We start from the raw sequence: 21805 nt of genomic DNA, 5'->3' as shown, positions 1-21805 counted from the left end.
GACCACCACTCATCACCACAACGGCGCACGCGGCGTCGCACCGCTTCCACAACGCGCCGTCGCTTCTTCACCGCTGCATTCGCCTCAACGATGCGGCGGTTTTTTTATCGGTTGAATAAATAAGAAGGATGTCGATCAGCTCGACACAGCACCCAGAAAAGTACAGAAATCAGTGGGCCACAATGCCGCGAATCACAGCGGCGATACCGGCAATGGCGGCAATAGAGAGAATAATAGGGCGCAAGGCGGTAAAGGGTAAACGGTGTACCAAATGCCCCGACAACCAAAACCCGATAAAGACACCAGGGCAGGTCGCCAGAAAGAGCTTAAGCTCTGTCATGCCAATATAACCGGCGGGCGCCAGAGCAACCACACTGGCAAGGCTGGCAAAGAGAAAAAACGCCGACAGGTTGGCGCGCACCAAAGGGCCTGTCTCGTTTTGGTAAATAAGGGCGATGGGGGGGCCACCGACAGCGGTAATAGTGCCCATATAACCCGAGGCGCCGCCAGCAAAAATACTGTTGCGATCCGTCAGACGGGGCTTAACGCCCAATACACTCATCCCCACTGCCAGCAGTATCAGTACTCCAAAGGCTAAATCGAACCCCTGGGCACTTAATACCGTAAGTGTTAGCGCTGCCAAAGCTGTGCCAATAATATTGCCGCCTATCGCATAGTGCACCTGGCGAAAGCTAAGGCTCTGGTGATTGCGAATAAGCATCAGAATGTTAAGCAATACCGCGTTAATCAGAGCGACACCGGGCAAGAATGCCGGACTGATCAAAAACAGCAAGGGCGCCGATAAGGTGCCGATACCATAGCCGGCCACGCCCTGCAGGCAGGAGCCAGCAAGCAGCGCCAGATTGGCGAGCAGTATTTGCAGCAGACTGATATCGGACAAATGGGTACTTCCTGAGAAACTCAACAACTCATTATCAATATGTCATACAATTTTAACGGTAGAATGGCCTCCCAGGCGACCCTTTTTGCAAAACTTTCTGTGTTTTTCGCGCCATAGTGCCGAAATCAGCGCCCTTAGTGCGCAGCCTGCAGCAAAAACCAAACCACTTATCCCCCCATGGAGATTCATCTTAACCGCCCCCATACTACAGGGCTGTTAACCTACCAACGGGAGAGCACCTATGGAATACAGCACACTGGGCCACAGCGGGCTGTCTGTATCGCGGGTTTGCCTGGGCACCATGACCTGGGGAACACAGAACAATCAAGCCGATGCCAACGCCCAAATTGAATACGCGCTGGCGCGGGGTATCAATTTTATCGACACCGCCGAAATGTACGCGGTACCCCCCACGGCCGACACCTACGGCACTACCGAAACCATTATTGGCAACTGGATTGCCGCCAACCCGGGCAGGCGCGACGAGTTTTATCTCGCCAGTAAAATCGCCGGAAACGGACTTAAATACATTCGCGGTGGCGGTGATATTACTGGCGAAGCCATCCTCAAAGCCATTGACGATTCCCTCGCCCGACTGCAAACCGACTATATCGATCTGTACCAGCTGCACTGGCCCAACCGTACCTCGCCACACTTTGGTAAACACGCACCGGGGCGCATTAACTTTACCGATGTGGACACCGCGGCGCACTCGGCGCAAATGCTGGAAATTTTGCAGGCGCTGGATGAAAGCGTGCAAGCGGGCAAAATTCGCCATTTTGGTTTATCGGATGACACCCCGTGGGGCATCAACGAGTATGTTCGCCTGGCCGAGCAACACAAGCTTACCCGCGTCACGGCCATTCAAAACGAATTTAACTTGCTACACAGCAAAGACTGGCCCTACCTGATTGAAAACTGTGTCCATCAACAAGTGGCTTTTTTACCTTGGTCGCCGCTAGCAGCCGGCGCCCTCACGGGTAAATATTTAAACGGTGCCCGCCCCGAAGGCAGCCGCTGGAGTAAAGCGCAGCGCAATGGATTATTCCGCGATACCGAACAGAGCAATGCTGCCGTAGGCGCTTATTGTGATGTGGCGCAAAAGCATGGATTAACCCCCGCGCAATTAGCGCTCGCCTGGTGCGACCAAGTCGATGGCGTTACCTCAACGATTATCGGCGCCACCAGCATGGACCAACTTAAAGAAGACATTGATGCCTTTGCCATTACCCTCAGCGACTCTGTTCTCGCGGATATTGCCGAGGTGCACAAAGAGTTTCCGGTACCTTTTTAGGGCCCGGAAACTTAAGCGGCTGCTACAAGCGGAAGATACGAATATTATCCAGCAGCACCGACGACAGTGACTGCAGGGTTTCGCCCTCTTGCCTGGTGGTTTCGGCCACCGCATCTACTTCCTGGGCCAGCGAGCGTATGCTGGCAATACCATCGTCAATATCGCGGGCCACCTGGGCCTGCTGTTCGGCGGCCGACGCAATGGTATGGTTGCGCCCGGCAATCTGCTGGATATCCTGTTTTACGCTGTCGAGCGACTGCACTGCCTCGCTGGCCAGCTCGCTCGTCGCTTGCCCCTGAGCCGTAGAGCTTTCAATGGAGGCTACCGCCGATTGCACATTATCCTGAATCGCGCTGATCATCTCTTCAATCGAGTGGGTCGACGCTTGAGTTTTGCTGGCCAAGTTGCGCACTTCATCGGCCACTACCGCAAAACCACGGCCCGCATCCCCGGCGCGGGCCGCTTCGATGGCAGCATTCAGAGCGAGTAAATTCGTCTGCTCGGCAATCGCGCGAATAACATTCAACACCTCACCAATGTCCTGGCTTTTAACGGCCAAAGCCTGAATTAATTCGGAGGTGTTTTGCGTTTGCTGCAGCATAGTGCGCAGCGAACTCACCGTGTGCTCTACCCGCTCGGACGAGTCCTGCGAGGAACGCAGCGCCGCCTCGGATTCGGCCGAGGTCGCCACGGCGTTTTCGGCTACTTCGTTAACCGAGCCGCTCATTTCACTGATTGCCCGCGAAGCGTCCTGCAATTGATTATTTTGCTTGTCAGCCAGCTCAGCACCGCGCACCGTCACTTCGGAAATTTTTCCCGATGAGCTGCTCAACTGATCGGCCGATTCGCGAATCGCCCCCACTGTAGTGCGCAATGATTGGCGCATAGTCTCCAACGAGCGCATCACCTCGGTGGTTTCATCTTTACCACTGGCCACAATAGGCTCGCTCAAATCTCCCGCAGCAATGGACTGGGCAACGGTAACCGCGCGGCGCAGCGGCGCGGTGATAGAACGCGCGATCAGTACTGCCGCTACCACCGCTAGGGCAATTGCGCCAAGAGTAATTAACCAACTCACCAGCGCAAACCCCGAGGTAAGTTCGCGAGTCTCACGGGTGATAACGTTATTTTGCCGCTCTTTCAAATCGATAAATTCGTTAATTAGCTTTAACCATTCGATAAACGCGGGCTTGGCATCGGCCAGCATGGTATCTGTTGCCGCCTGGCGCTGCCCTCCATTGCGCAGAGCAATAACCCTCTCAATAATCGGTATGGTTCGCGCCTCAATATTTTTGATTTTTTGCAGCGCTGCCATTTCCGCAGGATCGTTTTGCTGTTCACTGGCTAAAAGCGCATCCAACTTTTGCGCCGAATCGGCATAGTCGGCACTCAGGCTGCGGATTTCCTGTACCGCCTCTGCCACCTCAGCGGCATTGGGTACCATCACCACATCGCGAAGCGAGATGGCGCGATCGTGCACACTGCCGCGAAAGTTAATTGCGTAGCGTTGCTTTACGCTGTTTATGTCATTGATGGTGGTTAAGGCGCTGCCCACACTGGACATTTTCCATACAGAAAATAACGTCAGTAACACCATTAACACAATGACGAAGGCAAACCCTATTGCCAGGCGCAAGCCAATTTTTAATCCCATGAGCACTTAGCTCCTCGCAGTTGCAATCTTTGTAAGTCAAAGCGCCTGTTTCAACCACAGGGCCTAATATTTCTCAACTCATCCGGCGGCTATAATGCGCCGCCACAAGCCAAAGGTTTAGTACGTGCCTTTAACGCAGAATTTCGACGCAAATTCAGCCGCTTGTTAAGGGGGTATAAACGACCCCTAGTTATCGACTCCAAACCGGTTTCGCTTTAACAGTCTAGTCAAAATTTGCGAAAATTGGCGGCAAAATACGCAGATATAAAAACCCACACAAAACAAAAAAAGGGCGGATCGATTGATCCGCCCTTTTCTCTGTTACACCTACAATACAGATTAATTACAACAACGCACTCTGCCCCTAGGGAAAGTCCGGCAACTCGTCCAGGGTAATCACCCACTCGTGGTTATACACATGTGACTTGTGCGCGTTGGTATTAAAGTACTCACCGGTCCAGAAGTTAGAGGAACTGGTCACACCCTCGGCGGTATCACCGTCATTCCAAACCATAAACCACAACCACCAGGCACCATCGGCGGCCATTTGGTCCGGGTCGGGAATGTTGCTGTTTTCACTCAGCGCGACCATTTTCACCTCGTGAGGATAAGCGGCGGTCAGCTCGTACACATCAATCTGCGATTCGTAGTTTTGCTGGCCGTCGTAGATATCGTGGCTGACAATATCCACATACTCATCGCCGGGGTACCAGGCGCCGCCCTGACCGTTCCACACCCAAATCAGATTATCCAGGCCGTAATGGTTGGTCAGGCGCTCGTACAAATAGCGCCACAACACCACCTGGGCGTAGGCGGCGGGCACATCGTCGGCGCGATCAGTGCGGCCCCACCAGAACCAACCGCCCGAGGCCTCGTGCAGCGGGCGCCACAACACCGGCACACCGGCGTCTTCCAAGCGCTGTAGTTCGGCGGCAATCATATCCACATCCGCTTCGATGTTGGCAAAGCTTTCACTCGCGGTGTCCAGCTCGCCGTTTACAACGGGAATGACAAAGTCGGTGTCTTCGGTGTAAAACTCGCCAATAACACCCTCGGCCGCATTCGGATCGCGCCAGTGCCAGGTAAAACTTACCAGGCCGCCCTGGTTCCAGTACTCGATGGCCTCTTCGGTTTGGGTCAGCCCGGAAATGCCGTTCCAGTACAAACCGTAGTTCATAAAGTCGTAGCCCATCATCGCCGGAGCGCGGCCGGTATCGTTAATCACACGCTGGGTTTGATCAATCGCATCTTGCCAGGTCTGATCCATCTGCCCCGAGAGCATATAACTGCCCCAAATGGACTGCAGATAATCGTAAACCGCCACAGTGCTGGCACTGGCATTAGGGTTTACCGGCAAATCGCGCATGGCGCTTTGCTCACTGCTCCCCATACCCGGGCACATGCTCTGCGACAAACACACTGCGCCGCTTTCACTGCCCCAGCTGCCGTTATCGGCAGAACACAAGGTAATTTGTTCAGCGCCTATCTGGCAGTAAGGAAAATCACCCGGGCCCGGGTCGGCAGCCGACTCATACACAATGCACGAATAACTGTTCTCCCAACCCCAGCCATCGCCATCTGGATCTGACGCCGCATTGCGACAGTAAGGCCAACCGTTACTGGCAGAGTTTGGAATAACATCGCCCGCGCTTGAGGAAGACGAACTGGTGGATGAACTGGAAGATTCTGAACTTGAGCTCGAGGACTCTGAACTTGAAGAGGACGAACTCGAAGATGATTCTGAAGAACTACTGGATGACGAACTGCTGGACGAAGAGCTGCTTGAGCTTCCACCGCCACCATTAACCTCTAGCGCCACCAGCTCAGGCAAATAGTTCTCCGTGGCATTGGCCGTGGCACAAAAACCAAAAGAGGCACTACCGCCGGCACCAACCTGGCCGTTATAACTCATATTGGTAACACGGCTGCCACTTAAATTGCCGTTCCATAAGTTATTAATGGACGAATTATTGGTTTGCAGTGTCACCTCCCACTCGCTCAAAGCAGCGCTGCCGCCATTGTCCACTGAAACCGATGCACAATAACCACTACCCCAGTCATTCTGAACGGTCAAAGTGGCAGATGTTTGATTAATACCGGTAACGGTATTTGCCTGAGCGACACTGGCCGCCAACGCAAATGTTGCCGCAAACGCCACAGGTAAAACAGGCCTTAATCGTATATCTATCATTGGTTCACTCCATTGCTTTAAATTATTGTTAAACAACTCAGAAACAGAGCTAAACGGGACATCCTCAGCAGGCAAAAAAACAATAAAACCCACTGCTATTAATTACGGTTTTCCAGGTTTACAACCGAGAAAAAAGTTCAACTAGAACCGTAAATTTATCGGCAAAGAACAACACACCACTTTGGCCAAAAATGTGTAACCGATACCATTCAGCTCGCGCACATCATTCGCCGAACAGAATAAAAACACCGAGAAATTCATCACAACAACAAAAGCCATATCAATGAAAATACAGAAATGAGATCTAGAGCAAAGAAGCTGGGCGTATAAATCGTTAGTTATCGTTATCAAATTTATTGCGTGTAATTGTTTGGCGTTTTTAGCAACAAAATAGACGGCCAAAAACGACAGCTTCGCCCAATAAAAATCAGACAAAAGAAATAATAAAAAGCGTCACAAATTGTGGCCGCAACAGAATTTCCAGTACAGCATAGAGAAAAGAAAACAGCTAAGGGCGCGCTGCGGCTTTAAGGTAATCGTGATGAAAAAGCGGGTGCTCTCCATAGCGGGTTTCATAATCGGAATAACCCAACTCAATCAGAAGCCGACCATATTCCCAGTCATTCGTCCAAAATGAACAAATCGGCCGGCCGTAATAGCCGATACCCCAGCAGTACAGAGTGCCCTTTCCCCCTCAAGCTTAGCGCGAGCAAACCGTTCGGCCTCGATTCCTCGTGCCGTGTTCGATTCGGCGGTATCGACATTCCCCACCCGCACTAAAAACGACATATCCTCATGTACAAAGCGATCGTCTACCCGCATGCTGTGGGTGGTATTCTTATCCCGTGCTAATGCCTGTTTTCTCAACTTTACCCACATCAGCGCATTGTCGGGGCGAAAGCGAAACGAGTCGCCATCCGCAACCCACACCACCTCGCCTTTACTGCTTAACTCAAACGCCAGACTGGACGGAGATGTTAACGTAAGACTTAAAACGCAAAACCAAAGCAAGATAAATCGAGCCACCGCTAGCTCCTGCAAAAACATTCACCCTAGACCTTCTCAGCGTAAACCATCGCCGCCGACATCACAGAAAAACACCCACATTACCGCCGCCTCGGCACAAGCCGGCTACCCAAGTACACAGAGTAAGCAAATCGCGAACAAGGGCCAGGTAGTGTGGCAAATGATAAAAGCGACAATACATTAAGCGCGCTGGTCTACCGCTTAAAAAGTGAGATGAAGCAAAGGGCAAGCGCTGGCCTTTATGGCTTTTTACGGCGGCGAAATACGCTGCGAGCGGTGCGCCAGGCGTTGCCCGCCGCATTGCGCAATTGCTGTCCGGCGATTTCGCGGTTTTCTTCCCGGCGCTGCCGGTTCAGGTAGCGCCAGTAGTGGCTGCGCACCGCTTGGGAAATATTCGCCGCAAAAACCGCCTGCAGAGGCTGGCGCGCATAAGCGTCAAGAGGCTCAGCAAGGGTTAGCGCAACCACCTGCTCGGGCGCGACTGCCAGGGCACCGGCCACCCGCAGCTTAAGCTCTGTTGCATCCTCTTGCTCGCAACGGGTCAGCGCCACCAGCAAAGGCGGCTCGGGCTGCCCGGCACGCTCACCCAGCCAACGCTTTAACCGCGCAAGCTGTTCAGCCTCGTAGTCGGTATCCATTTGCTCGGCATTGCTCACCCAAATAATGGTATCGGCCTGGGCGACGGCTCGCCGGGCCTGCCGCCTGGGCAGGCTTTTCCAGGCAGGGGTATCCCACAGCACAAGCTCGCCCCATTCGGGCGAGGTTAATCGGTATTCGCTAAGTCCGTTATCGCTTGTCGGCGGTTCAACCAGTGCCTGCTCACCCACCAGCGCCTCAATCACACTGGTTTTACCGCTTTGCGCAGGACCCAGCACCAACACCTGCAGGGGGCGCCCCTCGGCGCCTACTAGCTCGCCGCTTAGCAGTAAATTGCCGCTGTACAATTCAATGGCGTAAAAACCGACCTTGCGCACATACTCCTGCAGCAGCCAACGCTGCAGCCGCTCGCTGCCATAATCCAGAATCTGCCCGCTCACCGCACGGCTAAACTCTTTATAAAGCGCCGTCGCGGGGCTGAGAAACGCTCGCCCAACCCGGTAGGCATTGTGATAACGGGCCGCCGTTTGCTGCAAGCGACGCGCCTGTACCAGGTTGCCCAAACTAAGCCGGTGGCTGAAGGGTAAGGTGTGCACAATTTCCTTGCGCAGCTCGCGGCTGGCCCGCTCGATAATCAACAGGGTGTGAGGCAAGGTTAACGCCAGCAGGGGTTGCTCTTTCTCGGGGTGAAAATGCCCGGCGACTCGCTCTAGCGTCTTCTGCGCTAACTGCAGTAAAGCGCCGCTGTCGTTTAGCGGGTATTCGGTGGGGGCAGCACTTTCGGCCAGCGCCTCAACCTGCGCCCAGGCGCCTTCGGCAGTAGATGACCAATTGCCATCTGGCTGGGTGCGCGATTCAAGCGTCTGGCGTTTATCCTGCGACGCCAGCCACCACTGCAGTAACATGGCGACACCGGCGCACACGGCCAGTAACAACAGCCAATCCAACATATGGCCGCTTTGCCAAAGCCAGACGATGCCCGCCAAAGGCAGTGCGGCAAACGGCAAGAAAGCTAACACCAGCGCCAATAGGCGCAGACGACCAAACTGGCGAATCAGGTCTTTCATGGCGTTGTGTCTCGCGTTTTCGGATAACTCGAAGCCAAAGGTTCTCTCACACCTATTAATTCGGCAATCAAAATTGCGAAGTGAATGCGAGCCCTTAAAAACCGACATTACTATGTCACTCGAACGTCTTTAAGGACGACAAATAAACAGATGGGGACGATCTGTTTAATTGCCAGGTTAATAGTCAGCGCATTGACGTTGCCATAGCACTGAACCAAAGTAAAACTCACAACGAACTCTACTCGAGTCGCTCGCCTTTTCATCGGGCCGGACTTCTGTTTAACTGAACATACACTCTTACTCCAGCAAGGAGGTTTACATGTCCAACCATCACACCTACAAAAAGCTCGAAATTGTCGGCTCATCACCCAACAGCATTGAAGAGGCCATCGAAAACGCGCTGGCCGAATGCAGCAAAAGCGTGAGTCATATGGAATGGTTTGAAGTGACCGAAACCCGCGGCCATATTGTCGACGGCAAAGTCGGCCATTACCAGGTTGGCCTGAAAATCGGTTTTCGCATCGAGGGCAGTTGATACCTGGATTTGAGGTGCAAAACCCATTATCTTACGCGCCTCAATCGTTAACTCCGAAAACCGTTAACACTCAAAGCCATTAACACTGAGAGAGACACTACCATGGCCCAAGCATCCGCACGCCACATTCTGGTGGAAAGCGAAGACACCTGTAACGAACTGAAAGCCCAAATCCAAGGCGGGGAAGATTTCGCCAAACTGGCGCAAGACCACTCCAAATGCCCCTCGGGCCGTAACGGCGGTGACTTAGGCTCATTCCGCCCCGGCCAAATGGTACCGGAATTCGACAAAGTCGTATTCAGCGCACCGCTTAATGAAGTGCAGGGCCCGGTAAAAACCCAGTTTGGTTATCACCTGCTGGAAGTAACCGAGCGTCAAGACTAAACGCATTTGCTCAGCGACCGGTGGCACCGACAACGCGGTGGCCCACCGGAGCTCTGCCCCTCCTCTGCGCCCAGCGCAATTCCACAAATATTTCTGACTCCCGCAAAAGCCACCCATACCCACGACCTGTGGCTCAAATAGCGCTAATCCCACAGCCATACATCCATCCTCCCGCCGACTGCGTAAAACGCGTTAGGAGGCACCATGAACCAAACACTTAGAAACCTGCTCGGTTATGCGGGCTTAATTCCCTTTATCGGTCTCGCACTCGCATGCGCCCTACCCGACTATCGTCACACGGCGGTGCTGGGGCTTATCAGTTATGGCGCCATCATCCTTAGCTTTATGGCGGGCAGCCTGTGGGGCCAGGTACAGAGCGAGACAGGCTCGCGTGCCGGGGCATTAATCGCCAGCAATGCCCTCGCACTCAGTGGCTGGGCCGCACTGTATTACGCCGTAACCGGCTGGCCGTTACTCGCGCTGGCGGGGCTAACGCTAGGCTTCATCGCCTGCTGGGCCTGCGAGCGGGTGTGGGTTCGGCAAGAAGCCGGCTACCAATGGCTTCGCACCAGGCTGACATTCATTGTGGTAGCCTGCCTGGCATCGGTTATCGCCGTATTCGTCACGGCCTGAGTTAGCCACGACCCCAGATACATCAATAAAGGCGATTTAGCCTACGACCAGCACGACCGACAGCCGAGTTGCCAATCGACCAAGCGATTGCGGCAAAGCAAAAAACGCTTTTGATTGCCCCAGCACCTATAACAAAAGAATCGCCGAGAGGGGCGCCCAACAATTAAAAACACAAGGAAGAGGCAAGCGAGTGCGCGTTATAAAAACCATTCGACACGACTCAGCCGGCGCCCGTCGCTTTTTACATGAATGGGGCGAACAACTCGTGGCTGTACGCTACCGCGACGGGGGCAATCAAACCACACTGACTACTATCGAAATCGTGGTAGACCAACGCCAAAAGCACTCCCTACCCCTTTCGACCAACCAGCAACTATCCCAGCACCGCAAGGAAGTTGTGGCATTACAATGCGAGTATAAAGAAACTGAACTACGGCAAAACCTCAAAGCCCACGGCGCTCGCTGGAGCCCACAACTAAAGCTCTGGTTAAATGCCACGCAACTCAGCGATAAGCATGGGCATTCAAAGCCGTATCATCGAGGGCGCCGCAGAGAAATGTACGGATATAGATACAAGCTTTATAGAATAACGTTAACGTTGGTCAGATATAGACATGTGTACATGTAGAAAAAATGGCTAGATTTAGACATAACGTCTAGATATGACCATGCTAATGAATTAGCTGTTAGCTGCTCCAAGATTCCGAGTTTTTACCTAAAGGTTCCACGAATAGGGTAGTTGTTTTCTGGGTTTCGAATCCAATTAATACCTGAGATAAATTCAGATAAGCTTGGCCTTACGAATGGATTATTTGAAATATCGACCACCTGAATATTGCCGTCCTGGTTGATAACAAACAGCCCCGGCTCTGAGAAGTTGTGATCTGTCTCTTTCTCGGACCGAGGAGTGGAAATATACAAACCCATCTCTTGCATTTGCTCCTGAGTTAAACCATATACCATTGGGAAGCTTACATCCAGCTTTTCCAGGTGGCTCTCTAGTTGCTCTTTGCTGTCGCCTGATACTGCTACAACGTCAACGCCGGCGTCGTATAAAGATTGGATGTGTTGCTCCAGTTCATTAAGATACTTCGTACATAGCGGGCAATGTCTTCCTCTATACACAAGCACAAGCTTCCAATCTTTATCGCCGTTTGGGCGCGAAAGAAGAATTTTTTCACCGTTTAGTAATGTGGCTTTAACCTCGGGAAATTTGGCTCCCGCATGCAGTTTTTTTGTATACATAATTTCTCCTAAAAATGCTTGTTTATATGGTCTTCAAAGCGCTTAAAATCGTTTTCTATCGTCGCGTTCTTCATCACGTCGAAGCAAGCAAAAGTTTCCATTGCCTCCATAGCAAAAAATCGAAAATTCATGTGCATAGGAAATATTAGATCGTCCACGCTTTTGCCTTGAAATAAGTATTCATTACTATTATCAAAAGCTTCCATTGGGGCGTTAAATGTAAGCGAAATCATGTATTTTTTGTCAGCTAAGGTACCCCCGGCGCCATAGTTACTGCGAGGCTGCTCTCTGGTCCGCCCATCGCCGTTGCATAAAGTACCGTCCATACCTGCTGTATAGACCTCATCCATGTATTTTTTAAATGTCCATGGAACTCCCATCCAGTTAATAGGGGATTGAAGAAGAATAATGTCTGCCCATCGATGATTTTTAAGCTCTTCCTCCACATTCCACCCATCGTCTACTGTCACCAGCCTCACGACATGGCCTTTTGCCTCGATTAGTTGCTGAGCCAAAAGGACAAGCGACCTGTTTAACTCACCCTTGGAGAACGGATATTCGTGGTGTGCATTAATGATTAAAACATTACTCATAGGTGAACCTCTCTCGTGCTCTTTGAAAACGGGGTCTAAACTTGATTTACCGGTTTATTATGGTAATCTTTTCCCATAAATCAACTAGTATACTTTTAGTAACCTGGTTCTCGTGGAGTGTGAAAGATGGAGAGTATTGTGAAAATCGACGGTAAAGGCCGAAAGACGGCACTCAATGCTTGCACCGAGCCTTGCGCCATCGAGAGAGGAATGAGACTCATTGGCGGTAAATGGACAGGCTCAATTATTTATCACTTAAAGGATTCGCCTGTCCGCTTCAACGATCTTGCTCGAATGCTCGGTGGCGCCAGCAAGAAGATGATTGATCAACGTTTAAAAGAGTTGGAAGCTAACGGTATGGTACTACGCAAGGTTATTAATGACCGCCCAGTAGCGGTTACCTATGAATTAACGGACTTTGGGAGAAGCGCCCTGAGAATTCTTGACGATTTAAGAATATGGTCTGAAGAGAATGATATAAAAACGTAAATCGAAAAAGTGGTTTTGAGTAAGTCTGAATCATCAGCTAACAAACGCATGTTGTCGGACTGGTTTTCCGCTAGGCTCCAAACCAGCCACAAATGCAGGCGTTAAATATAGACTTAAAAATGAACATACAAATCGCCGAAGGTTACCCCGCGAAAATGGAAAGCATCGAAAGCCTCTTCCGTAGCTTCGGCGACTTTAATGAAAACGTGATTGAGCACTCACTTAGAAACAGATCTGACATTATAGGTATTTATGCCTACGAGAAGGATCTGTTAGTGGGCTGCAAGATAGGCTTTAGCCCTAGGCTGGGATATTTTGAAAGCTGGATTGGTGGTGTGCATAAAGATTACCAGTGCCGTGGAATAGCCACCGAACTTGCACTCGCTTTGCAAAATAAAGTCAAGGAGAAGGGGTATCGTTATCTTGAGACCACCACTGCTAACGACAACCTGCCGATGCAGTTAGTAAACTTAAAGACAGGAATGCGAGTTGTCGGCACCTACTTAGATCGAGGTAACGAGCTGAAGCTAAGGTTCCAGCTAGAACTTAAAACTTAGAAAATGATGTGGTTCAGGCCAATTCCCTAGGGTTCGACAGCACCTAGACTCACCACAACTCGCTTTGACTTACGAAGGTTACCCACAACAGAGCTTTACCTGATGCCCAAACCTGACCCACAAAAGATCATGTCCTTTCCAACGTCCAAAACGCTCCGGCAATGGCTCAAGGTTAATCACGCAACTGAAAGCGAGTTGTGGGTAAAGATATTTAAGAAAGGCACAGGGGTTCAAAGCGTCACCTGGAATGATGTTGTTATTGAAACTCTATGCTGGGGTTGGATTGACGGAGTTAAGAAATCGCTGGATGATCAGGTCTATCTTCAGCGCATCACACCCAGAACACCACGAAGCAATTGGTCTAAAAGGAACACGGAGCATGTTGAACGCCTGATAAAAGAAGGCCGAATGGAGGATCCCGGGCTAGCGCACGTTCGCGCAGCAAAAGCCGATGGGCGCTGGGATAACGCTTATGTGGTCAGCGAGATGACCGTGCCCGAAGATTTCTTAGCGGCATTAGAAAACCAACCAAACGCAAAGCAGTTTTATGCCACGCTCAATAAATCAACTCGGTATGTTATTGCGCACGGCCTAACCAGCGCCAAGAAATCCGAAACCAGACAAAAGCGATTTACCAAGTACATGACAATGCTTACCCAACAAGAGCAGCCCAACTAAGTAGTTGTCGGCATTAACACGCGACTAACCTAGCCACTGCCAGTTATAGCGATGCCAAGCCCCGAAAAGCTCAAGCAGCATGTTAAATTCTTCCTCCTATATAGACATAAAAATGCAGCCATTCCACCAGTTCAACCGTCTATTCCCCCTTTGGGCCATTTTGCTGGGAACGCTGGGTTACTTGCTCCCCGCCACCTTCACCCCGATGGCACCCGGCATTGCCTGGCTGCTGGCGCTGGTGATGTTTGCGATGGGGCTGACGTTATCGGCGGCGGATTTTGCGCGTGTGGTTCGCACGCCAAGGCCGATATTGCTGGGGCTTGCTTTGCAGTTTACGGTAATGCCTTTAGCCGCGCTCGCGGTCTCGCGGCTTTTAGGTTTAAGCGCGGAGCTGACCACCGGCATGGTGTTGGTGGGTTCGGCGGCAGGCGGCACGGCATCCAACGTGATTGCCTGGCTGGCCGGGGGCCGCGTGGCGCTGTCGGTGTCTATGACCCTCGCGTCCACTTTGGCCTCGGTGGTGTTAACCCCGTTTATTACCTGGCTGCTGCTAAAGAACACCGTTGAAATTAATACCCTGGGTATGCTGGCAAGCATTGCCAAAATTGTCGTGGCGCCTGTGCTGCTGGGCGTAGCGTTACATCACTTCATCGCCAAAACAATAAAACGGCTTGAGCCGATGCTGGCCAGTATTGCCGTCGCATTAATTGCGCTGATTATTGCCATTGTGGTGGCGCTGAACGCCGGACGGCTGGCGAGTATCGGGGCATTGGTGTTGCTGGCCGTCGTGCTGCACAACGGCGTTGGCTTGCTCGGCGGTTACTGGCTGGCCCGCGCACTGCTCTTTGACGAGCCCACCTGTCGCACCATTGCTATTGAAGTAGGCATGCAAAACTCGGGGCTGGCCGTGGCCCTGGCGCAACAGTTTTTTACCGCCACAGCGGCCCTGCCGGGGGCACTGTTTTCGGTTTGGCACAATGTGTCCGGGTCGGTTTTGGCGAGTTGGTGGAAAAAGAGGAGATAGAAGCGTCTGATGTCTGACGACTGATGTCGGAGGTACAAAAAACGGTGAACGCAGAACGCAGAACGCAGAACGCAGAACGCAGAACGCAGAACGCAGAACGCAGAACGCAGAACGCAGAACGCAGAACAGACGATTGTCTTACATCGGGTGTGACACTCAACCCCGTCTACTCAATGCCCCCTGATTAAACCGGCGATAGAACAACATGCTGTCTCACCCTCACCTACCGCCCCCACGACCAAAAGCATGCATCTTAAAAGAGTCATACCTTGCCATCCCACGCATTATATGAGTTGTTAATTACTCATATAATGGACTTTTGTATTTTTATGCATATTATAGGTGGCAAACTCAAAAGGAGGTTTTGTGGCTAAGGCGCATATTGAAGTACACCATAGCGGGCGGTGGCACTTAGCGGGCATTTTGCAAGTGGATGACCCGGAGCGCGGTATTTACGGGCGTGGGCACTTTGACTACCACGTAACCTACGCGGGCAACCACCTGCAGGAGTCTCCCGATTGGCGGGCGGTCAGTTGCCAGCTTCCGATCAGCTTTGGCAACTATACCTACCCACATTGGCCTGCCTTTGTTTTGGATTTGCTACCTACCGGGGCCGGCCGCCGCCACCTTATCGACAAACACGACTTAAATGACGGCCTATCGGCAGACTGGACTTTGCTTATGCATGGGGCCGGAGCGCCGCCGGGTAATTTACGCGTGCGCGAGGCAGTCAAAAATCGGCGCGATATTGTCGCGCCTGACGGACAGGGCATGCCCTACTCCGGCGAGCAACACCCGGGGTTTAGTCGAGCGGAAATTGTCGAGCGAGGCGAGCACTTTATTGAGTACGCCTTTGCCCACGGCGCACTGACCGCCAGCGCTTCGGATGTTCAAGGGGAGGCCCCCAAGTTTTTACTGGTGCAGGACCACAATGATCGCTGGCACGCTGAAGGCGCCATTGATGACGCCCAGGTGCAAAAGCACTGGCTGGTTAAGTTCCCCCGCGGTCACAGCGAGCGTGACCGGCAAGTACTCAGCAACGAGGGAGCATATCTGGAGCTTGCTCGTGCCCTAGGGCTTAACGTAGGTGAAGCCCTAGATTATAAAAATAATGCCTTGTTTATTCCGCGCTTTGATCGCGTTGTAGCAAACAATACTGTTATACGGCGCGGCCAGGAAAGCCTGTGCAGCGCAGCGGGCATTGCCGATTTTGGCGCAAGCCCTCCACAAGAACAGCTGCTTGCAGCAGTGGCCAACTTTAGCGATGACCCCGAACAAGACATTATTGAGTTTATTGGACGCGACGTCGCCAACATCGCGCTGGGCAATAAAGATAATCACGCACGCAACAGTGCCTTGCTCAAATTAGAGGACGGCTCTACGCGGCTGTCGCCTTTGTTCGACTTCGCCCCTATGTTTTTAGACCCGGAAATGATTCCGCGTGTATGTCGCTGGCAAACACCCTTGGAAACTGCGGGTCAGCCGAATTGGGACGGGGTATTTCACTACGTGAGGACGCACTACCCCCAGGTAAGCACTGGCAAAATGTGCGCAGCCTTTGCGCGCTGGCTTGCTGCTCTAAAAGCGTTTAGCGCTACTGCTCGCGAGCAAGGCCTGGACGAAGACATTATTCAAATGCGTGAACACTCTATAAAAAAGCAGTGCCAACTGATTGAGGACTTGTTACATGCCCAAGAATAAACTCGTGGCCCCGGAACAGGAATCTTTTATTCAGGGGCGCAACGCCTTGTTGGAGCGAATTAACCACGGTGATATCAGCATCGGCGAAGCCATTCGCACCATGCGCGAATTACTGGGGATGACACAAACAGAGTACGGCGAAAAAGTCGCCAAAGTGTCGCGCAAGGCCCTATCACAGCTTGAAAACAATCAGGGCGACCCGCGCCTGAGTACTATTAATCGCTGCTGTAAGGCTTTTGGGTTAGAGGCGGGATTGGTGCAAAAGCGGTTGTAGGGACGAGGAACGGGGAACGGGGAACGGGGAACGGGGAACGGAATTTTGCTCGTTTATTTTCTTTCGCAAGTGGCTTTCTTCTGTCTTTAATTAGCATCGGACATCAGTCGTCCGACGTCCGACTGTGCACCCGCCAACCGTTATCCGTTCCCCTTAAATCATTTATCTCTTCCGCAATCCACGCAATATATAAAGCACCGCTGGCAACATAAGCGCGATTCCCACGACGATAAACACCAAGCCGTCTTTTTCAAAACGCATTGATTCGGGCAGAAAATCGATATTAGCAAAGTGCATGGCCATGCCCAGGCCAATTAAAATGCAGGCAAAAAAATCCAGTACGGCCAGGTGAATGGGTAGTTTCATAAACTTTCCTTTTTGTGGTTTTCCTACGATTATTTTGCGTCGCAGAATAGCCGTTGCTCGGCTTACTTTGCAAGGTGAGGCGGCCTACCGCCCGTTAGCCGTAAACCGTTCCCCACCTCTTGTCCCGTCCAACATCAGACGTCCGACATCCGACTCTCTGCCCCACCATTCGACTTCGCCTGCCACCGCTTCAAATCATCCAGCACCATAAAGAAACAGGGCACGACAATCAGCACAATGGCGCTGGCAAAGACAATCCCGAAACCGAGCGAGATCGCCATGGGAATCAGCTGCGCCGCCTGGCGGGAGGTTTCCATAATAATGGGCGAAAGCCCGCCGAAGGTGGTGAGTGTGGTGAGAAAAATAGGCCGGAAACGCCGCACACTGGCATCGCAGATCGCCTGGTAGGCGCTGTCGTATTCGTCGCGGGTTTTGTTGGCATGATCGACCAGAATTAACGAGCCGTTCACCACTACGCCGGACAGTGCCACAATACCCATCAGGCTCACCAGTGATAGGTCGTACCCAAGGGCCAGGTGGCCAATCACCACGCCGATAATGCCGAAGGGTATTGCCACCATGACAATGAGCGGCTGTAAGTAGCTGCGAAAGGCAATGGCGAGTAACGAGTAGATCACGAACATGGCCATGCCGAATCCGCCCCAGAGCACTTGGGTGGATTCGCGCATTTCCGCGTCGCTGCCGCGAAATGTCCAGGTTAGGCCCGGATATTCGGCACGCAGCTGGGGCAGCACTTGCTGTTTCATTGCCGCCGATACCTGGTTAAGCGCGCTTTGCGGGTGCACATCCATACCCACGTTAATCACCCGGCGGCCGTTGCGTCGGCTGAGCGAGCTAAACGCTTCGGCCAGATGCGGATCGGCCACGTCGTACAGGGGCACTTCTACCCCATCGGGAGTGCGAATCAGCAAATTATCCAGAGTGTGCTGTTGGCGGCGCTCCTCCAGGGGCAGTTTGACGCGCACTTCAATTTCGTTAATGCCACGCAGCTGGCGCATGGCCACGGCGCCGTAAAAGGAGTCGCGCACTTGTCGGCCTACTTCGGAAGGCGTCAGGCCCAGCAACTCGCCCTCGGGGCGCAGGGAAAAGTTGTATTGCAGTTTGCCTTTGTTGTAGTTGTCATTCACGTTACGGGTGTTGGCAAACTCTTCCATGCGCGCCTTAAAGACCTGGCTGGCTTCGGCCAAGAGTTCGGTGTCGGTATGGCTCAAGTCCACACTTAAGTCGTCGCGCCAGCCGCCGGGGCCGCGCTCGGCCTCGAAGGTGATTTGATCCACGCCTTCAATATCGCCGATTTCGTTGCGCCACAGTTCGATCACTTCGCGCGAGCCAATGTCGCGTTCATCTGGCGGCAGCATAACAATTTCCACATCGATAAAGCTTTTACCGCGCACATTGGTTTTAATCCCTTCGGCCGCCTTGTACAGGTCGTGCTTTTCAAACATCTCGTGGGTCTGTTCGGTGATGGCATTGGCCACCACGGCAGCCTGCTCCAGGGTGGTACCGACCGGCAGACGAACACCCGCTTCGATTTCATCGGCCGCTACCCGGGGCATCATCACTGTGCCCATATGGTCGCTGGTGCCATAGGCGCCGGCGATAATCAATGCTGACACCACCACGCTGATGGTGAAGTAGCGAACCCGAATGCATTTTTCTACAAAAGGTCGATAGCGGTTTTGCACAAAGGCATTGAACTTGTTGGCCAGGGCTTGCTGACGGTCGTGGGCGTAGTTTTCCAGTTTGCTTTTGCGGCCTTTGCCACTTTCGGCCAGGTGGGCGGGCAGAATGAATAAAGCCTCGACCAGCGAGATAAGCAGGACAATAATCACCACGACGGGGAAAGGCCACCAGAATTTGCCGGTAGTGCCGGGAATAAACATTACCGGAATAAACGCGACCACGGTGGTTAAGATGGTAAAGGTCACCGGCGAGGCAATATCTTTGGCACCGCTAATGGCAGCCTGCAAATGACTGTAGCCGCGCTGTCGGTACTCGTAAATGTTTTCGCCTACGACGATGGCATCGTCCACCACAATACCCAGCACCACCAAAAAGGCGAACATGGAAATCATGTTGATGCTGACCCCAAGCGCGGGCAAAAACAGTATGCCGCCCACAAAGGAGATGGTCATACCCATCATGATCCAGAAGGCGAGTCGCAGCTCGAGAAATATGGTGAGAATGGTTAATACAATTAAAATCGCCAGGCCGCCATTGCTTAACAGCAGGTTTAAACGGTCACTAAAATCTTCGGCGCTGTTGCTGTCAATGCGGTGGTGAACGCCCTCGGGCAAGGTGGTGTCCAGCTCTTTAAGCACTCGCTCGACGGCGGCTGAAATGTCCAGGGGTGACTGATTACCCACCCTAAAAATATTCACCTCGACCGACGGCTGGCGATTAAACTGCGAGTGAAACCCGGTCTCTTCAAAGCCATCGCGTATCTCGGCAATATCACCCAGGGTGACGATTGCACCGGCGGGAGTCGTTACCACAGGAATAGTGGCAAACTCTTCGGCCCATTGTTTGCGCTCATTCATGCGCAGCAGAATTTCACCCCGGTCGGTTTCCACCGAACCGGCTGGCACATCGCGCCCCGATGACTCAATCATTTGCGCGACTTCGCCCAAGGTCAGGTTATAGCGGCGCAGTTGCTCGCGGGGGATTTCTACGTGAGTGAGGTAGCCCGGCACCCAACCCAGGTCCACCTGGGTAATTTCGGGCTCGGTGAGTAAGCGGTCGCGCAAATTTTCCGCCAGCTTGCGCAGACTCCAGATGTCGATATCGCCGTAAAGGCCCACCTCCATCACTTCACGGGAGTTGTCGCGAATACGCACTTCGGGGTCTTCGGCATCGTCGGGGAAGGTGCGCACACGGTTCACCGCCTGGTCAACTTCCTGAAAGGCTTTCATGCGGTCGGCGCCAGCCACCAGCTCAAGGCTGACCATGCCCCAGCCTTCGCGGGCCTCGGAGGTCATTTCTTGAATGCCCTGAACGCCGCGTACCGAGCTTTCAATGGGCTGCAAAATGCCCTGCTCTACTTCTTCCGGCGAGGCGCCCGGGTAGGAGACGGTCACCTCCACCACATCGATTTCAAACTCGGGGAACACCTCTTTTTGCATGGTCAGCGCCATGTAAAGGCCGCCCGCCAACAAGATAATCATTAACAGGTTGGCGGCGATGGCGTTGCGCGCCATCCATTCTATGGGCCCCTGGGAGCGCGTATGGGTCGCTTGGTTATCGCTCATTACTGCTCCCCTTCACTCAAACGCAGAGCAGCGCCGTCGCTGATACGCGCCAGACTGGTAGTCACCACGCGGTCACCACTGGCAAGCCCCTGGCGAACATAAACGTGTTCGGCATCCATAAAGGCTATATCCAGCGAGCGGATAGACAGCTTGCCGTCTTCATACACCCAGGCGGTGTCGTTTTTGCGCAAGTATTGGCGCTCTAAACGCACCACATTTTGCAGTGGCTCGGCGGTTATGCGGCTCTCCACATAGCTACCCAGCACCAGCGGCATTTTGTCGGCGTGAGCCTCGGTGCGCGCCAGCGGGTCGTCCACCTCAATCAATAACCGCAACATACGCGATTGCTCGTCCAGCTCGCCCACCAGCGAGAGAACCTTGCCCTCGCGGGTCTCACCCTCGGGCCAGGCGGAACGATCGCGCAGCTCAACACTTAAATCTTTTACCGAATCAATGTGAGGCATTTTAGACAGGGGGATGGTGGCGATCACCCAATAACTTTCCGTGCCGACCAGCCGCGCCAGGGCATTGCCCGGCGCCACCTGCGAGCCCACGTTAACCGCGCGCGAGACTATCTGCGCATCAAAGGGCGCCATCAGTCGGGTGCGCTGTAAATCCAACGCCGCTCTATCCACCTGGGCTTTTGCCGATTGCCGCTCGGCCTCGGCCGCCGCCAGCTGGGGCTGGCGCAGCATTAGGGCCTCTTGCATCGCGGGCAAATCGCGCCCCAGCTGGCGATATTCCTGCTCGGCGACTACCTGTTCGCCCTGCTCGATATTCAAGGCGGCTTCGGCCTGGGCCAGGGCGCTTTGGCGCGCGGCCAATTCAATTTCATAGTCCGCCGGATCAATGGTGAGCAGCAGCTGATCTTTTTCCACAAAGGCGCCCGGGCGGAAGTTATCCGCCCGCGAAGCTATTCGGCCGCTCACCTGAGGCTGTAGGGTGACCTCTTGCGAGGGCGATACGGAACCCATAGTGACAATCACGGGGCGGTAAGTACCGCGCTCAACTGGCATAACATCCACCAACATGGCGGTGCGCTTAGTGGCGCCCTCGCGCTGGGCAACAGGTTCGCTATTGTGAATTAAATAAGAGGCTCCCAACGCGATCGCGATAACCACCGCGCACCCCCACAGCATTTTCTTTAATGGCATGGCGGGCTGAGTCTCGTTATTGTGATTCATGCAAAGTCTCCGGCTGATCGGTTCAATATTGTTTTTCAGCGAATGATACGGCGCCCCAAGGCATACCGATGACAATAAGACATGTCAGTGCGCAACCCCAACACAGTGGCAGGGATAGGCATGATCTCATTGATGTGGATTAG

At 53.0% G+C, this 21805-nt stretch carries 20 protein-coding genes; 10 read left to right on the top strand and 10 right to left on the bottom strand.

Features of this window, described 5'->3' with window-relative positions; all coding sequences use genetic code 11:
* Positions 1 to 169: 169 nt before the first annotated feature.
* Positions 170 to 901 (bottom strand): sulfite exporter TauE/SafE family protein, encoded by a 732-nt coding sequence (locus NHM04_RS14205; RefSeq protein ID WP_254264425.1) that lies wholly within the window; start codon positions 899 to 901, stop codon positions 170 to 172.
* A gap of 241 nt (positions 902 to 1142) precedes the next feature.
* Here NHM04_RS14205 and NHM04_RS14200 point away from each other — a divergent pair, with 241 nt between their 5' ends.
* Positions 1143 to 2195, top strand: coding sequence for an aldo/keto reductase (locus NHM04_RS14200; protein ID WP_254264424.1), 1053 nt, complete (start codon positions 1143 to 1145; stop codon positions 2193 to 2195).
* Positions 2196 to 2217: 22 nt separating this feature from the next.
* On the opposite strand, the gene NHM04_RS14195 is transcribed toward NHM04_RS14200, so the two are convergent.
* The 4 genes from NHM04_RS14195 to NHM04_RS14180 all read right to left on the bottom strand — a co-directional run bounded on the left by NHM04_RS14195 (position 2218) and on the right by NHM04_RS14180 (position 8730).
* Positions 2218 to 3849, bottom strand: coding sequence for a methyl-accepting chemotaxis protein (locus tag NHM04_RS14195; RefSeq protein ID WP_254264423.1), 1632 nt, complete (start codon positions 3847 to 3849; stop codon positions 2218 to 2220).
* Between the two features lie 364 nt (positions 3850 to 4213).
* On the bottom strand, positions 4214 to 6040 hold the full coding sequence (locus NHM04_RS14190) for a glycosyl hydrolase (RefSeq protein WP_254264422.1): 1827 nt from the start codon (positions 6038 to 6040) through the stop codon (positions 4214 to 4216).
* A gap of 597 nt (positions 6041 to 6637) precedes the next feature.
* On the bottom strand, positions 6638 to 7066 hold the full coding sequence (locus NHM04_RS14185) for a hypothetical protein (RefSeq protein WP_254264421.1): 429 nt from the start codon (positions 7064 to 7066) through the stop codon (positions 6638 to 6640).
* A 239-nt stretch (positions 7067 to 7305) separates the two neighbouring features.
* A complete protein-coding gene (locus NHM04_RS14180) occupies positions 7306 to 8730 on the bottom strand; it encodes a GTPase domain-containing protein (RefSeq protein ID WP_254264420.1) in 1425 nt (474 codons plus the stop codon).
* Positions 8731 to 9049: 319 nt separating this feature from the next.
* Here NHM04_RS14180 and NHM04_RS14175 point away from each other — a divergent pair, with 319 nt between their 5' ends.
* From NHM04_RS14175 to NHM04_RS14165, 3 genes are all read left to right on the top strand, one after another.
* A complete protein-coding gene (locus tag NHM04_RS14175) occupies positions 9050 to 9265 on the top strand; it encodes a dodecin (protein ID WP_254264419.1) in 216 nt (71 codons plus the stop codon).
* A 102-nt stretch (positions 9266 to 9367) separates the two neighbouring features.
* The gene (locus tag NHM04_RS14170) at positions 9368 to 9649 is read left to right on the top strand and encodes a peptidylprolyl isomerase (RefSeq protein ID WP_254264418.1); all 282 of its coding nucleotides are present in this window, start codon (positions 9368 to 9370) and stop codon (positions 9647 to 9649) included.
* 204 nt (positions 9650 to 9853) lie between these two features.
* Positions 9854 to 10282 (top strand): DUF3429 domain-containing protein, encoded by a 429-nt coding sequence (locus NHM04_RS14165; RefSeq protein ID WP_254264417.1) that lies wholly within the window; start codon positions 9854 to 9856, stop codon positions 10280 to 10282.
* Positions 10283 to 10993: 711 nt separating this feature from the next.
* On the opposite strand, the gene NHM04_RS14160 is transcribed toward NHM04_RS14165, so the two are convergent.
* Together NHM04_RS14160 and NHM04_RS14155 are read right to left on the bottom strand one after the other, a co-directional pair.
* Entirely contained in the window at positions 10994 to 11527 is a 534-nt protein-coding gene (locus NHM04_RS14160) for a peroxiredoxin-like family protein (protein ID WP_254264416.1), read from the bottom strand.
* An 8-nt stretch (positions 11528 to 11535) separates the two neighbouring features.
* The gene (locus NHM04_RS14155; RefSeq protein WP_254264415.1) at positions 11536 to 12120 is read right to left on the bottom strand and encodes an NAD(P)H-dependent oxidoreductase; all 585 of its coding nucleotides are present in this window, start codon (positions 12118 to 12120) and stop codon (positions 11536 to 11538) included.
* Positions 12121 to 12258: 138 nt separating this feature from the next.
* On the opposite strand from NHM04_RS14155, the gene NHM04_RS14150 reads away from it, so the two are divergent.
* From NHM04_RS14150 to NHM04_RS14125, 6 genes are all read left to right on the top strand, one after another.
* Positions 12259 to 12609, top strand: a complete 351-nt coding sequence (locus NHM04_RS14150; protein ID WP_254264414.1) for a helix-turn-helix domain-containing protein — start codon at positions 12259 to 12261, stop codon at positions 12607 to 12609.
* Between the two features lie 92 nt (positions 12610 to 12701).
* Entirely contained in the window at positions 12702 to 13166 is a 465-nt protein-coding gene (locus NHM04_RS14145) for a GNAT family N-acetyltransferase (RefSeq protein ID WP_254264413.1), read from the top strand.
* 102 nt (positions 13167 to 13268) lie between these two features.
* Entirely contained in the window at positions 13269 to 13844 is a 576-nt protein-coding gene (locus NHM04_RS14140; protein ID WP_254264412.1) for a YdeI family protein, read from the top strand.
* 112 nt (positions 13845 to 13956) lie between these two features.
* On the top strand, positions 13957 to 14868 hold the full coding sequence (locus NHM04_RS14135) for a bile acid:sodium symporter family protein (protein WP_254264411.1): 912 nt from the start codon (positions 13957 to 13959) through the stop codon (positions 14866 to 14868).
* A gap of 366 nt (positions 14869 to 15234) precedes the next feature.
* Positions 15235 to 16569: a type II toxin-antitoxin system HipA family toxin gene (locus NHM04_RS14130; protein ID WP_254264410.1), complete on the top strand. Its 1335-nt coding sequence runs from the start codon at positions 15235 to 15237 to the stop codon at positions 16567 to 16569.
* Positions 16556 to 16843 carry a helix-turn-helix domain-containing protein gene (locus NHM04_RS14125; protein ID WP_254264409.1) on the top strand — a complete coding sequence of 96 codons (288 nt, stop codon included), beginning with the start codon at positions 16556 to 16558 and terminating at the stop codon, positions 16841 to 16843. Before NHM04_RS14130 ends, NHM04_RS14125 begins: the two co-directional genes overlap by 14 nt.
* Positions 16844 to 17005: 162 nt before the next feature.
* Here NHM04_RS14125 and NHM04_RS14120 read toward each other — a convergent pair whose 3' ends face one another.
* From NHM04_RS14120 to NHM04_RS14110, 3 genes are all read right to left on the bottom strand, one after another.
* Positions 17006 to 17209 carry a DUF1418 family protein gene (locus NHM04_RS14120; protein WP_254264408.1) on the bottom strand — a complete coding sequence of 68 codons (204 nt, stop codon included), beginning with the start codon at positions 17207 to 17209 and terminating at the stop codon, positions 17006 to 17008.
* Between the two features lie 134 nt (positions 17210 to 17343).
* Positions 17344 to 20478 (bottom strand): efflux RND transporter permease subunit, encoded by a 3135-nt coding sequence (locus NHM04_RS14115; RefSeq protein ID WP_254264407.1) that lies wholly within the window; start codon positions 20476 to 20478, stop codon positions 17344 to 17346.
* Complete coding sequence (locus NHM04_RS14110) at positions 20478 to 21662, bottom strand: efflux RND transporter periplasmic adaptor subunit (protein WP_254264406.1); 1185 nt, start codon at positions 21660 to 21662, stop codon at positions 20478 to 20480. The genes NHM04_RS14115 and NHM04_RS14110 overlap by 1 nt, the downstream gene beginning before the upstream one ends.
* Between the last annotated feature and the right edge of the window lie 143 nt (positions 21663 to 21805).

This window comes from Gilvimarinus sp. DA14 (genome assembly GCF_024204685.1).
Classification (GTDB): domain Bacteria; phylum Pseudomonadota; class Gammaproteobacteria; order Pseudomonadales; family Cellvibrionaceae; genus Gilvimarinus.
Note: the sequence above shows the minus strand (reverse complement) of the source record. Positions and strands in the feature narration are given on the sequence as shown.

Bases quoted from the DNA above. Each gene is read 5' to 3' on its own strand.
- NHM04_RS14195 (WP_254264423.1), bottom strand. From the start codon at position 3,849: ATGGGATTAAAAATTGGCTTGCGCCTGGCAATAGGGTTTGCCTTCGTC.
- NHM04_RS14155 (WP_254264415.1), bottom strand. From the start codon at position 12,120: ATGAGTAATGTTTTAATCATTAATGCACACCACGAATATCCGTTCTCC.
- NHM04_RS14160 (WP_254264416.1), bottom strand. From the start codon at position 11,527: ATGTATACAAAAAAACTGCATGCGGGAGCCAAATTTCCCGAGGTTAAA.
- NHM04_RS14145 (WP_254264413.1), top strand. From the start codon at position 12,702: ATGCAGGCGTTAAATATAGACTTAAAAATGAACATACAAATCGCCGAA.
- NHM04_RS14135 (WP_254264411.1), top strand. From the start codon at position 13,957: ATGCAGCCATTCCACCAGTTCAACCGTCTATTCCCCCTTTGGGCCATT.
- NHM04_RS14180 (WP_254264420.1), bottom strand. From the start codon at position 8,730: ATGAAAGACCTGATTCGCCAGTTTGGTCGTCTGCGCCTATTGGCGCTG.
- NHM04_RS14125 (WP_254264409.1), top strand. From the start codon at position 16,556: ATGCCCAAGAATAAACTCGTGGCCCCGGAACAGGAATCTTTTATTCAG.
- NHM04_RS14140 (WP_254264412.1), top strand. From the start codon at position 13,269: ATGCCCAAACCTGACCCACAAAAGATCATGTCCTTTCCAACGTCCAAA.
- NHM04_RS14165 (WP_254264417.1), top strand. From the start codon at position 9,854: ATGAACCAAACACTTAGAAACCTGCTCGGTTATGCGGGCTTAATTCCC.
- NHM04_RS14170 (WP_254264418.1), top strand. From the start codon at position 9,368: ATGGCCCAAGCATCCGCACGCCACATTCTGGTGGAAAGCGAAGACACC.
- NHM04_RS14200 (WP_254264424.1), top strand. From the start codon at position 1,143: ATGGAATACAGCACACTGGGCCACAGCGGGCTGTCTGTATCGCGGGTT.
- NHM04_RS14115 (WP_254264407.1), bottom strand. From the start codon at position 20,478: ATGAGCGATAACCAAGCGACCCATACGCGCTCCCAGGGGCCCATAGAA.
- NHM04_RS14110 (WP_254264406.1), bottom strand. From the start codon at position 21,662: ATGAATCACAATAACGAGACTCAGCCCGCCATGCCATTAAAGAAAATG.
- NHM04_RS14120 (WP_254264408.1), bottom strand. From the start codon at position 17,209: ATGAAACTACCCATTCACCTGGCCGTACTGGATTTTTTTGCCTGCATT.
- NHM04_RS14190 (WP_254264422.1), bottom strand. From the start codon at position 6,040: ATGATAGATATACGATTAAGGCCTGTTTTACCTGTGGCGTTTGCGGCA.
- NHM04_RS14175 (WP_254264419.1), top strand. From the start codon at position 9,050: ATGTCCAACCATCACACCTACAAAAAGCTCGAAATTGTCGGCTCATCA.